The sequence below is a fragment of the Mordavella massiliensis genome (genome assembly GCF_016902415.1).
Lineage (GTDB): Bacteria > Bacillota > Clostridia > Lachnospirales > Lachnospiraceae > Merdimonas > Merdimonas faecigallinarum.
In genome coordinates, this window is the sequence record NZ_JACJLV010000001.1 from 77200 (window position 1) to 91127 (window position 13928).

Annotated in this window: 9 protein-coding genes and 1 pseudogene; all 10 read right to left on the reverse strand. The window is 47.2% G+C overall.

Features of this window, described 5'->3' with window-relative positions; translation table 11 throughout:
- Window positions 1-58 precede the first annotated feature (58 nt).
- Window positions 59-3583: pseudogene (locus tag H6A13_RS00320) on the reverse strand (DEAD/DEAH box helicase family protein); the annotation flags it as partial.
- A 1472-nt stretch (window positions 3584-5055) separates the two neighbouring features.
- Window positions 5056-5607: a TnpV protein gene (locus tag H6A13_RS13615; RefSeq protein WP_476703422.1), complete on the reverse strand. Its 552-nt coding sequence runs from the start codon at window positions 5605-5607 to the stop codon at window positions 5056-5058.
- Window positions 5608-6197: 590 nt separating this feature from the next.
- Complete coding sequence (locus H6A13_RS00325; protein WP_204907626.1) at window positions 6198-6404, reverse strand: transposon-transfer assisting family protein; 207 nt, start codon at window positions 6402-6404, stop codon at window positions 6198-6200.
- Window positions 6404-7006, reverse strand: coding sequence for a YodL domain-containing protein (locus H6A13_RS00330; protein ID WP_204907627.1), 603 nt, complete (start codon window positions 7004-7006; stop codon window positions 6404-6406). Before H6A13_RS00330 ends, H6A13_RS00325 begins: the two co-directional genes overlap by 1 nt.
- An 11-nt stretch (window positions 7007-7017) precedes the next feature.
- Window positions 7018-7617 carry an LPD16 domain-containing protein gene (locus H6A13_RS00335; RefSeq protein WP_204907628.1) on the reverse strand — a complete coding sequence of 200 codons (600 nt, stop codon included), beginning with the start codon at window positions 7615-7617 and terminating at the stop codon, window positions 7018-7020.
- On the reverse strand, window positions 7614-9692 hold the full coding sequence (locus H6A13_RS00340; protein ID WP_204907629.1) for a type IA DNA topoisomerase: 2079 nt from the start codon (window positions 9690-9692) through the stop codon (window positions 7614-7616). The genes H6A13_RS00335 and H6A13_RS00340 overlap by 4 nt, the downstream gene beginning before the upstream one ends.
- A 136-nt stretch (window positions 9693-9828) precedes the next feature.
- Entirely contained in the window at window positions 9829-11025 is a 1197-nt protein-coding gene (locus H6A13_RS00345; protein ID WP_204907630.1) for an ATP-binding protein, read from the reverse strand.
- Between the two features lie 186 nt (window positions 11026-11211).
- Complete coding sequence (locus tag H6A13_RS00350) at window positions 11212-11907, reverse strand: DUF4366 domain-containing protein (protein WP_204907631.1); 696 nt, start codon at window positions 11905-11907, stop codon at window positions 11212-11214.
- On the reverse strand, window positions 11897-12154 hold the full coding sequence (locus H6A13_RS00355; RefSeq protein ID WP_204907632.1) for a DUF4315 family protein: 258 nt from the start codon (window positions 12152-12154) through the stop codon (window positions 11897-11899). The genes H6A13_RS00350 and H6A13_RS00355 overlap by 11 nt, the downstream gene beginning before the upstream one ends.
- A 20-nt stretch (window positions 12155-12174) precedes the next feature.
- Window positions 12175-13926 (reverse strand): C40 family peptidase, encoded by a 1752-nt coding sequence (locus tag H6A13_RS00360; RefSeq protein ID WP_204907633.1) that lies wholly within the window; start codon window positions 13924-13926, stop codon window positions 12175-12177.
- Between the last annotated feature and the right edge of the window lie 2 nt (window positions 13927-13928).

Sequence of the window (13928 nt, forward strand, 5' to 3'; positions counted from 1 at the left end):
GATACCTTGCCCTATTACTTGCTCAAGGTAAGATTATTACAGCCCCTTACGGGCGCACGGTCATGGAATTGGACACGGGAGTGCCAGTCGCAAAGACCACGCCACGCCCGCCGGTCAGTTCATCCATATAGCGGCATTTCATGAACATATCCGAAGATTTCTGGGCTTCCGAAGTGGACAGACCTGCCACATTCCTCATTTTTGTGTACAAAAAGAGGTTTTTGAACGCATGACTCTCATCCACATACAGGCGGTCAACCCCCAGCTGTTCAAAGGTTACCACATCATCTTTGCGGTCAGTGGCAAGAAGTTTCTCCAGCCTTGTTTCCAGGGATTTCCGTGTTTTTTCCATCTGCTTGATCGTGAAATTTTCGCCACGCTGATATTTCAGCTCTGCAATCGCATTTTCGATCTCGTCAATCTGTTCCCGGAGCTGTCGTTCCTGCCGTTCCGGAGAAAGCGGGATTTTTTCAAACTGGCTGTGCCCGATAATCACCGCATCGTAATCACCGGTCGAAATCCTCGCACAAAATTTTTTGCGGTTTGCCGTTTCAAAGTCCTTTTTTGTCGCTACCAGAAGTTTTGCACTGGGATACAGCCGCAGAAACTCATTTGCCCACTGTAAAGTCAGATGATTCGGCACGACAAACAACGCTTTCTGACTCAGTCCCAGACGCTTGCTTTCCATAGCGGAAGCCGCCATTTCAAAGGTTTTTCCTGCGCCTACTTCGTGCGCCAGAAGTGTATTGCCACCGTAAAGTACATGAGCAATCGCATTCCTCTGGTGCTCCCGAAGGGTAATATCGGGATTCATGCCACCGAAGCGGATATGACTTCCATCATATTCACGGGGACGGGTCGAATTAAACAGCTCATTATAGGTTCGAGTTAAATCTTCCCGGCGTTGCGGGTCTTTCCACACCCAGTCACGAAACGCATCTTTGATTGCCTGTTGTTTCTGCTGTGCCAGAGTTGTTTCCTTTTTGTTGAGGACACGTTTCTGTTTTCCGTCTGCACTCTCGACAGTATCATAGACACGAATATCTTTCAGATTCAGCGTTTCTTCCAGGATACGATACGCATTGGCTCTTTCGGTTCCATAGGTCATATATGCCGCCACATCGTTATAGCCCGGAGAACTTTTTCCGGTGATTCTCCATTCCGCAGTAAATTCGGAATACTTTACTTCAATATTTTTCCGAAGATAGAATGGAGTTTCAAAGGTTTCCTGCATGAACTGCTGGATATAATCAGGAGAAACCCAGGTCGCCCCCAGCCGCACGTCAATCTCGGAAGCATCCAGGTCTTTCGGCTGTGCTTTCTGCAATGCCTGTACATTGATTTCAAAAGAAGCATCGTTTTGTGCCGCTATCTGAGCAATACGCAGCTTGTTTCGTACATCGCCGGAAAGGTATTCATCGGCGGTCTGCCAGCCGGAAACCGCATCGTCCGGAGCCATCGGGTCTTTGAAGATAACTCCTTTCAGCTCTGCTTTGATGGAATCATATTCGCCTGGAGTCCCCAGAAGTTCCGCCATATAAGGCAGATCCACCTTGCCACGCTCACCAATGGAAACCGCCAGTGCTTCCGACGGAGTATCAACGCCGCTTATCCGGCGTTCCGGTTTGATCGTCCGCCTGGTGAACATATCCGCCTTGCTTTTCAGATTGCCGTCTTCATCAATGTTTTCCAGTGAACACAGAAGATAGTAAGAAGAATCATCCGCAAAGACCTGACCATTGGCACGGTTATTGATCAGCCCGTTTTTGTCGGTAAAAGCATCATAGGCAGCGTTTAACTCTTCCTGTTTTTTCCGGATCATCTCATCTGGATAATCTTCCAGCTGATATTCAATCAGCTCGTTGACAATCCGGCGAAGCTCTACCATACCGCAGACACGCTCTTTGGCTTTTTCATTCAGCTCTACCAGACGCATTACGGAATTTTCTCGGAAATATACGTCACCATCCACCACAGCGTAAGAGAAATTTTTCACGTCCGGTCTAGCTGGAATCGTAAGCTGCTCTTTTTTCTGACTGCCAGCTTCCTCGGTAAGCTCCACTGGCGTATAAGTGCCCCCGATCTGAGCTACAGCTTTATGAAGCAGTTCCGCCAGCTCCGCACCTTCACGGGGATGCACTGTAAGCTCATCCTTGCCGTATTGTGTGCTCTCCGCCGAAAGCTCACCAAGAATCATTTCCGGATGCTCCACAAAATAGCTGTTCATGGTGTATCCATCCGGTGTAGTGTTCAGATGAACCCAGTCCGGTACAATATCCACCGGGTGGTCACGCTTCTGAAGAAAGATAATATCAGATACCACTTCTGTACCGGCATTTGCCTTGAACGCATTATTAGGCAGACGGATTGCTCCCAGCAGTTCTGCTCTCTGTGCAATATACCGGCGAGCATCGGAGTTTTTGGAATCCATCGTAAAACGGCTGGTCACAAAGGCAACTACACCGCCCGGACGCACCTGGTCTAAGGCTTTGGCGAAAAAATAGTTGTGAATCGAAAATCCCAGCTTGTCATAGGGCTTATCCGCAACCTTGTAGTTTCCAAAGGGAACATTGCCAACTGCCAAATCATAAAAATCACGACGGTCGGTAGTTTCAAATCCTGCCACCCTAATTTCCGCATTGGGATAAAGTTTCTGAGCGATACGCCCGCTGACGGAATCCAGCTCCACACCGTACAGATTGCTGTTTCGCATGGTATCCGGCAGCATTCCGAAAAAGTTTCCGATTCCCATTGCAGGCTCCAGAATATTCCCGCTTTCAAATCCCATTTGTTCAACAGCATCATAAATGGCACGGATAACGGTAGGACTGGTGTAATGAGCGTTCAGGGTACTGGCTCTTGCCGCCGCATATTCCTCCTGAGAAAGAGCTGCACGAAGTTCCCGGAACTCACCTGCCCAATTTGCCTTGTTTTCATCGAAAGCGTCCGCAAGTCCGCCCCAGCCGACATACCGGGAAAGGATTTCCTGCTCTTCCGGTGCAGCATTCCTGTCTTCAGATTCCAGTTCCCTGAGCACCTGTATCGCATCCATATTGGCTCGGAACTTTGCCTTCGCCCCGCCTTCGCCAAGACGGTCGTCTGTGATATGAAAGTTGACCGCCGGAACATCCAGGATTTCCTTTGTCTGAATTGTGGTTTCAATATTCTGTACCAAACTCAGAATCTCAGGATTCTGCCAGCCGTCTACCTTCATATAGTCCTGAACGATTGTATCTTCGCCATCTTTGCACTGAATCAAATCCAGGCTGCCAGGGAGAGGAGTTCTTGTGTTCTGCACACCCAGGGCTTTCATCCGGTCAGCAGGAAGGAACTGGTATGCCCTCATTGCTTCTTCAAACGTGCCGTACTCTCTGAGCTGAAGCGCCCCCTGAACCTGCAAATCTTCCACAACATAGTAATGGTCGATAAAATGGTCAGATTCGGATGAGACATCTGCTTTTACCTGCTCTGCACCTGAAAGAAATCTGACATTCCGCTCATCCTGTCCCAGAAGGCGTTCAAAATTCTCCTTGCTTTCCGCCCGATAAATGGGGTAGACCATGCCCGGTGGCAGCAATTCCACATTGAATGTTCCGATTCTGGTAATGTTGTACGGTTCTCCCTCCAGGTAGACGGTATCACCTACCTGATAAGACGGCTCAGACACTGCTTCAAATTTGGCGTGCTCGATATATTCCCATTCCGTAGCTTCTCTGGCAGTAACAGCCTTTTTTACTTCCTGCAAATAGTCGTTTGCCTGCCATTCGCTGTCAAATTCTTCGGTAACGCCTTCTTCGTCCACATAATAATCGTTGGTCTGGTCATCCCAGATTGCATACGCAATTTTGGAACCACGGTCAACATCAATGACAAAAAATCTTTCATACGGTTCCTCTGCGGCAGCAATCGTTTCCGCATCCCGCATTACCTGTTCGACAAACGGGCTGTCTTCTGGTTCTTCCGGAATATCCGCCTGCTGTTCCGGTTTAATCTCCTCCGGAGCCATATAACGATCCTGCGAAATCAAAGAATCAATACGGGAAGCAACCTGTGTCCAGGAAAGCTGTACTTTATCACAACCGTCTTTCGTGTAGCGAATCCCTTTTGCATCGTGATCTTCAGCGCTGCCGGAAGCACCGGAAAGAGCATGAGAGTGACCGCCCGTACCATACTCGTTTTTCAAAAAGTCAGCTTTTTCTTTTGCCGAATGTCCTTCCTGCCAGTATTCATAGATGCGGGCTTTTCCACCGGAAACACCACTGCCGCCGGAAAGGGACGCATTGATTTCATCATCGGTGATAAACTGACGCACAACTGGCGGCATTGTCATAGTGCTCTGATATTCTCTGAGTGGCAGATCAAGCTCATCCAGTCGCTGTGCCATGTGTTCCAGCTTGTGATAATGGAATCTTAACAGGGAAGAATCTTCGCTGTGTGCCTGTAAAAAATTCTGATATTCAGCTCTCAAAGTGGCTCTGAACTGCCTGTCTGCCAGTTTGTCAGCCAGTGCAGCCGTTTCCTTCGGAAATCCATTACCACGAATCTCCTGCAAAGAAGTCAGAAAACCCTGTTCTTTGGCTTCATCGGAAAGGTCATGGTAAAGATACCAGAAAGATTCTGCAACCTTTGTTCGTTCGTAGCCGGGAGCTTCTTCCAGTTCCACATTGGTGGCATACTCACCGCTGTCCAGAAGCTTTCCGATACGCTCAGCTGCTTCCTGCCAGGATACCACCTGCCGGAACGGAGCAAAACGGGCAGTTTTTCCTCTGGCAAGATGAATACACTGGTCGTCGAACCACACGCTGACCTCAACCCCATCCAGTTTGAACCCATTGCTACCACGATACAGTTCCGGCAAACGCTTTGCTATCTCCTCGGTGGATTTTCCCTTCATATATTCCAGCGCCACCGTCATTCTGAGATTGGATTCGTTACCGCCAGTGACAAGCACCTGGTCAATTTCGTTTTGAGCGAAAGAAAAAGCAGAGGGCGTTTTGCTCTCTGCTTCATCAATAAAGTTAATTTGTTCCGCTTCAGAAAGGAAAAGGTTCAGGCTTAACTGTTGATAAGTTCCGCTGTCACGATTTCCTCCGCCTGTGCTTTCAGGCTGTTCATGTGCTGTACCCATGCCATCTGCTGCGTCGCTTTGTCCGGTGCCGGATTCTTCTCCAGCAGCTCGCTCATCAGCTGCTCGACTCTGCGGTGTGCTGTTTCGTCGATCTCCTGAAGGTGCGGAAACAGCTCCTCGCTGAGAATCAGGTCGTTCAGCAGCATCGGATTGTTCTCTTCCAGATACGCTCTCCGCATCCTGCCGTACTTGCCCAGGGGCTTCTCTTCGCTGTTCTTCAGTTCGATGTCCGGAATCTGATAATCCCCGGCTTGTCTGTAAGTCATTTCGCTCATAATCATGGCTCCTTTCGATGGTTTTCGTTTTTTCATAGGCTTCGATTGCTTTTTCCAGTTCAGCAAACATTCTGGAGCTGACTGCATTGACCGCTGTGCCAAGTGCGTTGACAGTCTGCCGTGTGTTGAACTCAAATACATTGACAAAATCTTCATGCTCGAAGTAGTCGTCCGGATTTCCGGCAAGACGGCTGTACATTGCATAGGATACACTGTTTGCCACTGCGGTCTTAAAAGCTACTTCGATGTTATATTCATCATACTCCTCCAGGAAGCTGTTCGCAACGATGTCGAGGATTGGTTTTCTGAAATCAGTCCAATATTCCGAAGCCTGTTTCATTGCGATATTTTCAAGCTGATTTTCCAGCATTCCTTCTGCCGGAACCTGAAAAATACGTTCCATCTCCTCCATAATATACGGACGGTTCTCATTGGTCACTTTCCATGTGCTCAGTGCCGGAGAAGAACGGCGCACACCGGTATCTGACACATCAAAGACATATCTCAGATACGGCTTATCCTGATTCATCACAAAAAGAGCTATCCCTTTGGAACCTCTTTTCACATAACGTCGATACTGCTCAGTGTTCCATTCCTCATAAGGCTTGCAGAGTGTAGCATCGGGACGCTGGGCATAAATCATAACCTGTTCCGGATAGGTGAACTCATAATTCCGAGCCATTGTGGTCAGAAAAGAAGTCCAGTTTTCCCGACTGGCTGTAATTCTGTTGATGGTTTCCCTTGCCACACCGGAATAAAACCTCGCTTTAGCGTTCATTGTTTCCCTCCAATCTTCAAAAATCAAGAGAAAGGTTCAGATTCTCAAAGGCTTCATCATCCATATCGGATAATTTTTTCAGCACCGAATCTGTCAAAGACAAAAGCTCCGTTTCGTCATCCTGAAGCTGCTCCTTCATCTCTTTCAATACTCCGCACAGTCCCATTCTTGTCCCTGGGCTGTACAACATAATCAACATTTTTTCATCACTGGTCAAATCCATTACTCCATCTCCCTTTCCGGATGGGATTTCGCAGGCTTATATGGGGCATCCAAAGCGGATCGCTCTTTTAACTGTGCCAACACAGAAGAGCGTTCTTCTGTAACAGGAGCCTTCCCGTTATTGACAATGCCATCCAGCATCCCATAATCGTCCTCCACAGCCATCTCTGCATTCTTCAGATAATTTTCCGGTTTCATAAATCCCTGAAGTTCCCTGAACCCAATCGAGTCCACATAGTGAAAGGATACCACATCATCTGTTTTCAACGCCACGATGTCGCTGACAGACAGGCTGTGTCCCCGAAAATCCTCCGGCTGATCCACATTGAATTTCGTGTACAGCCCCTCCAGCATAGCAGTCTGGTCCGTATAAGAGGAAAGAGGAGCCATATATACCACATCATAGTGGTCAATATCCGGCTCTTTTCCCTGGCGTTTCAGAGAATCATAAGATTCAAAGCGTTCATATACCGTTTCATCAATGTGCCTGAGCTGTAAGATTGCATACGCATCAGTGGTACTGTCCAAAAACGCCTGCATTTTTTCCGAATTATCCAGATTGCCGTCCACTTCATTCCAACGTTCAATTTTATCCTGTGACATAAACATCCCCCTTATCTTTCCGGTTCTTCGCAACTGTGCAGCATTTTGGACGGTGCTGGCTGTCCTGAAATCTGCTTCAACTGAGCGATCACAGATAATTTCTCCGCAGAATCAAGAAGCTCCGCAGCTTCTGCCTTTTCCATAATGTCTTCATATACCTCAGCCCGCAGCTCCCGCATCTGAAGCCCGAAGTCCTCCAAAATCTCAGTCCTTGCTTCCAGCATGGAAAATTCCGGATTATCCAGCTGACCGCCATCAATTTCCCGAAAATCCCTGTCAAACAGGGTATAGTCGTAACCGTCCTCACAGGTCTGGAGTACCAGATACCGGTCACGCCCAACCTGCCATGCTTCTTCGTCCCCCATGATTTCCGGTTCCGCCTGACAATAGCTTCCGTTACGCTCCAGGAGTTCTGCAAACTGGCAGATATGAAAAACATTATTTCCAATCTGCGTATGGTACTCATCAATGAACTTGCAGGGTTTGATGACTACCGAATCATCGGAGTAGTGTACCTGAATGGTTCCGCCATCCGGGATATGAAACAAATCCTTATAATGACTGTCGATAAAACGAATATCTTTTCCTTCCGGATTAAACTCATTGATCATTTTGTTTTTCCTCCATTTTCAAATTCCATGCTGTACTGCGCTTTCCCTTCCGCTGTGACATTCATGACAACTGTTGCGTCAAACATCCTGCCGGTTTTGGCGGATTTACAGCCTTTCAGCCTGATTTTCCTGTCCGACAGGAGTTTTTGTGCCACTGTGGCTGTCAGGTTCTTGCCGATGCTCTCAAAATAGCGGTTATTTTTCCATAATGCGAACCGGCACTGCCTGTTTGAGCAGAAGAATCCCTTTTGCCGTTCCTCTACAGAACTGCCACAGACCGGACAAACGCCGACCGTCCGGACTTCCTTTGCCATCAGCACTTCGGAACCCTGTACCTTTTCATAGGTCTGCACCAGTGCGGAAATCATCTCCTGAATTTCATTCAGAAACGCTTCGCTTTCGTATTTCCTACGCTCAATCAGAAGCAGCTTTTCTTCCCAGTCGGCTGTCATGGACGGAGATTGAATCTGTTCCGGCATCACTGTCACCAAGGCAGTTCCTTTATGAGTGGGAATCAGGTGCTTGGTTTTCTTATCGCCCTTACGTTCCAGAAAACCAATCCGTACCAGTTTTTCGATTGTGGCAGCACGGGTAGCTGGTGTCCCCAGCCCTTTACGCTCTGCATCTTCCGGCATTTCCTCCGCACCGGCGGCTTCCATACTCTGAAGAAGCGTATCTTCCGTAAAATGTTTGGGCGGAGAGGTTTTTCCTTCCCTGACTTCTGCGGAATGAACGCTCAATCCCTCGCCAACCGTAAAGGATGGGAGCTGCTTTCGATTCTCCTTTTCCTCATCACCGCCTTTTCCAGAGAACTTTTTCCACCCTTCCTGCACGATGGTTTTGCCCTTTGCAGAAAAGATATAATTTCCATCGGAAAGCTCGATCACGCTTTCGTTGTACCGGAACGGTTCACCGACCGCACAAAACAGGCGGGTGGCAATCAGTCGAAGAATAGCCTGTTCGCCTTTAGGAAGTTCCTCCAGACTGTATTTCAGGGTTTCTTTGGTGGGGATAATTGCGTGGTGGTCAGAAACTTTCTTATCGTTGATCACCTGCGCTGCATGAACCCGAACGTTTTTCACATCCTCCACTGGGAAAATGTTGAAAAGCGACTTTATCAATTCCGGAAGCATATCTTCCATATCGCTTGTCAGATACCGGCTGTCAGTACGAGGATAAGTGACCAGTTTTTTCTCGTACAGCCCCTGGGCATAGTCCAGCGTCTGCTGTGCTGTGAATCCCAGAACACGGTTTGCATCTCTCTGCAAAGAAGTCAGATCATACAGAGCAGGCGGTTTTTCTGATTTTTCCTTATTTTCTGCCTTTGTGACAGTCAGCACAGCTCCGACACAATTCCGGCAGACTTCATTTGCCTGATCTTTCTCCTTTATACGCTGACTGGATGCCGTAAAATCCTGCAAGGTCAGTTCCACAGTATAAAAAGGTTCCGGCTTAAAAGCAGAGATTGCCGCTTCACGCATCACAACCATTGCCAGAGTCGGCGTCATGACACGCCCTACATTCAGCGTCTGCCCGTAAAGGGTTGAAAAAAGCCGGGTAGCGTTAATTCCGACCAACCAGTCAGCTCGCTCCCGGCATAATGCCGCTTCGTACAAAGCATCATATTCTGTTGATGGTTTCAACTGCTCGAATCCTTCTCTGATAGCGGAATCTTCCATAGAAGAAATCCAGAGCCGTTCAAAGGGCTTTTTACAGCCGCACTGATGATACACCAGACGGAAAATCAGCTCGCCTTCCCGTCCGGCATCCGTTGCACAGACAAGGCTTTCCACGTCTTTTCTTGCCATCAGTTTTTTGAGAATCCCAAACTGCTTTTTGGTACTGGCAGATACCTGGTACTTCCACTGCTCAGGGAAGATCGGTAAATCCGCATACGTCCACTTGCTGTATTTCTCGTCATAAGCTTCCGGCTGCGATAATTCTACCAGATGCCCGACGCACCAGCTGACAACGTAGCCATGTCCCTCCAGGTATCCATCCTCACGCTTTGTTGCTCCCAGCACTTTCGCAATGCTCTGTGCCACAGATGGCTTCTCAGCCAATACTAATTTCATTTGCATCTGCTCCTTTCCTGGCAAAATAAAAGCAGCCATACACCGAAATGTACGACTGCTATGTAACAGAGGTATCTGCCTCATTTATAAAATATCTCCGTCATTTTCGCTTCGAATGACGGAGATAGCTGAATTACTATTCCTGTAACAGCCACTCTGCAATATCATGAATTTCAATGCCTTCATAGCTGTACTCTGGATGTCTGGTTCGTGCGATAATCATTTTCGGATACGCATCTCGAATTTGCAACAACGGAGAATATTCTCTTTCAAAAGTTTCCTGCCCGGAGATATTGTCGCTGACCTGAATATAGATTTTCTCGCTGCCTTTCTGGGCTACAAAGTCAATCTCTTTCTGATACAGCTTTCCAACATAAACATCGTAACCACGGCGCAGAAGCTCAATGCAGACCATATTTTCATAAACTCTGCCGTAATCCATGTTTCTGCTGCCCAAGATTGCATAACGAATACCCGTATCACACAGATAAAACTTCTCGGAGCTTTCCAGATACTTCTTGCCACGAATATCATATCGCTTAATATCATAGAAAACAAAGGCATTACACAGATATTTAATATATTTGCCCACTGTTACATGATTTGTAGTTACATTATTCGCATTTAAAAGCTGACTGACCTTATTCGGAGAAGTCAGATTGCTGATATTATCCATCAAGAACTCGCTCAGTCTTTGCAAAACAGTTGTATCCGGTAAAGCGTATTTCTGCACCAGATCTCTTGTAACAATGGTCTCATAGACTTCCTTGATATAGGCGCTTCTGTCCCTGTCATTTGGATAGACATAGGAGCCAGCCAAACCACCTTTGAAAGAGTATTCATCAAAGAGCTTATCCTTATCAGTGACATCATCGTAGTATTCGCAATATTCTTTAAAGCTGAACGGGAACACATGGATTTGAATATATCGCCCGGTAAAGAGGGTTGCCAAGTCAGCACTCAACAGGAAGGCATTGGAACCAGTTACATAAATATCGTACTTGCCTTTGGAATAAAGACTGTTAATAGCCAACTCAAACTTCGGACACATTTGAACTTCGTCAACAAAGAGGTAATTGGTTTTACCTGCTACATAATGCTGCTCCACATAAGAATGGAGAGCGTGATATTCTTTGATTTCTTCAAATTCCAAATCCATGAAGTCAATGAAGATGATATTGATATTCTCGCAATTTTCTTTCAGGTGTTCAATGTATGCCTGCATCAGCTTGGACTTGCCAGAACGTCGGATACCAGTAATGATTTTGATATCCGGCGTACCATTCAACTCGATGATTCTATCGAGGTATTTTTTTCGCACAATTGTTTTCATATATCCACCCACTTTCAAAAGTTGATATTTTTTTGAGTTTTGAAACCAAACAGCTACTCTTATTATACAGTTTCAAAATAGTATATGCAAGATGCCGCTTTCTAAAACGTAAAATTTTTTATTTTTTGAAAGTGGGTATGTAAAGGGCAATCCGAAGATTGCCCCAGGTTCAATGCCTTACTTCAATTACACGGGTTCGTTGTCTTCGCTGTCGTAAACGAAGTCGCCATCATCTTCCTCGACATCCCCATAATCTTCCTCATCCACATAATCGGCATCCGGATCAGGCTTTTCCTGTGCTTTTTCCGCTTTTTTACCCTTGAGCTTTTTGAACGCAAAGAATCCGCCGCCAGCAGCAAGAAGAACAATAGTCAAAATAGCCGGAAGAAGGTTCGGCTCTTTTTCCGGCTCAAGCTCTTTTTCCGGCTCAGGCTCTTTTTCCGGCACTTCCGGTTCCGGCTCAGGCTGAGATTCCGGTTCAGGAGTCGGCGTTGTTTCCTCAACAGGCTGTACCTGTTCCAGCTCCTTCTCATCCATCAGCTTCATCAAATCGGCTTCATCCACCTGATTCAGGAAGTGGACAGTTTCCTTGCCTTCATCATCACGGTCGATAATGAGATAGAAATAATTACCGGTTTTCGTCACAACAGTAATGAACTGTTTCCCCGCAGAAGGGTGTTCACCCTCATCATCCACCAGTGTCATATTCCCGTCAGGCGTAAGCGGTTCCATCGGCTCACTTTCTTCCTCGGCTGCTGCTTCCTCCGTCTGCTCCTGTGTAGTTTCGGCAGGAGCATCTGAATAGGCAAATGCTGTTGTAGAAAACATCCCAATGCTCAAAAGCAGTGCCATACAGGCAGTACCCAAATATTTAATTTTCATGTGCATTTTCCTCCTCTGTTACAGATTGAATGGTTTCAGGCTTCGGTACGGCATTTTCTGCAAACATACGAAGCAGTTCTGAAAGCTGGTCAGGTGTCAGATTGGCGGCGTGTACCATCTCATGAATTTCGGAGTTCTCCTCTTCACGATACCGGCGTTCCAAATCCTTTACCCTGGAATCCCATTCCGCTTTCTTTTTTCGTGCTTTTGCAAGCTCCGCACCAAGCTTTTCTAATTTTGCTCCCATAACTTCTCCTTTCCGGCAGCTTACGGGATTCTGCCAAAGCAGTAAAAGTGTTGCTGCCAATAATTCGTTTCGATTGAAGCGTAGGAAATCGGATCGCCACAGTGAATCATCATTCCATCGCCGACATAAATGCCGACATGAGAAGCTCCGGACGTATTGTAGGTTCCCTGGAAGAAAACCAGATCACCAGGTTTCGCTTCAGACGGCGGGATAATGTCACAGAGATTTTTGAGTCCGTTGGCAGTTTGTCTGCCGACGCTCCAGCCATTGCCGCAATTATTGATGACCCAACTCACAAAGCCAGAACAGTCAAAACTGGTGGATGGGGAAGAACCGCCCCAAACATACGGATAGCCCAGATACTTTTCTGCTTCCCGTATCATATTGGCAAATGCGGTATCGGTCAGAGCTTCCCCTGGAATATCATAATCCGTATATTCTCCGCCACCACCAGGTGCTGAAGAAATGTCATCGCCAAACAGGTAGGAGCGATTTCCCAGCGTTTCCAGCAACAGCTCATATCGTTCCATCTGATCTTCGGTTAAGCCAGCGGAACGAATCACATTGCCCAGTCCATAATTCCGCAAGGTGACATTGAGAATATAATACTCGTATTCGACTTCTACCTCGTACTCATATTCTTCTTCCCATGTTTCACCGGTTTCCGGGTCAGTGTGGGTTCGTGTGCCGGTTCTGGTTTCTGTCCGTGTGCGGATTTCAATTTCTTCCTCCAATATCAGTTCATATTGCTGCTCAAACAGACTTTGCAACGTTGCCTGCACTTCTTCACGGGTATAATCCTCAAATATGACCGTCAGATATGAAGCAAGCTCATAAGGGTTGTGCCCGATTTCATCCAGAGAGTAACGATACTCGTCATATCCCGGATGGGTGGATTCAATATTATCCACCTGACTCCGCAAATCATTTTCCAAAGCCGTATAATCTTCATCTACGCCCAGAATGTCCTCGTCTTCCGCAGTAAAGGAAGTACCAAGAACAACCTGAGTGCCGCCCTGGAACATGGTAGAACAGGCAGAGAACATTCCGGACACCACCATAAACAGCAGAGCCAGTGCCAGTACCCAAAGAAGCACCGTTTTATGGGATACACAAAAATCTGTGATCTTCTGCGTTACCGTTTTTGTCCCCTTTGCAGTCTTTTCTGCACCTTTTGCAGTGGCTTTTCCGCCTTTCCCGGCTCGTGCGGCGGCATATTCCTTTTTGATATTGTGCTTTTGCCGCCAGCGGAAAACGGGATTCGAGGAAGCGTCCGGATTCTCTTTTTTGAACTTTTCAAACAGAGCGTTGACATTTGCCTTATCAGATTTTCCGACCAGTTTTTCCGCCTTGTCATAGGCTTTCAGCTTATGGCTGTATGCAGCATGGCTGGCAACATGATAAGCAGTTTCTGCCCCCAATTCCGTCTGGTGGGCTGCCTGAACGCCCACATTATCATCTTCATATTTGGAGATGGATTTGTGGGCGGTAGCAGACAGCGTATCTACCGGAGCACGAGTTGCAACCCGTTTGATACTGGAAGGCTTCGGCGGAATTTCTTCTGATTTTGCCTTGTCAAATCGCAGTTTTTTCGTCCGGTCAGCAGATATATCCGATTCCTGCCGCAGTTTCCGGTGCTTCTTCGGAGTGAGCCTGTCCACCGCCTTTTCTGCCTTTGTTGCGGCTTTATCCGCCTTCCCGGCAGCTTTTTTCACGGCATCACTGGACAGATCATCTTCGGTAAATTGAAGGCGGGTAGGTCGTTTCACCATAA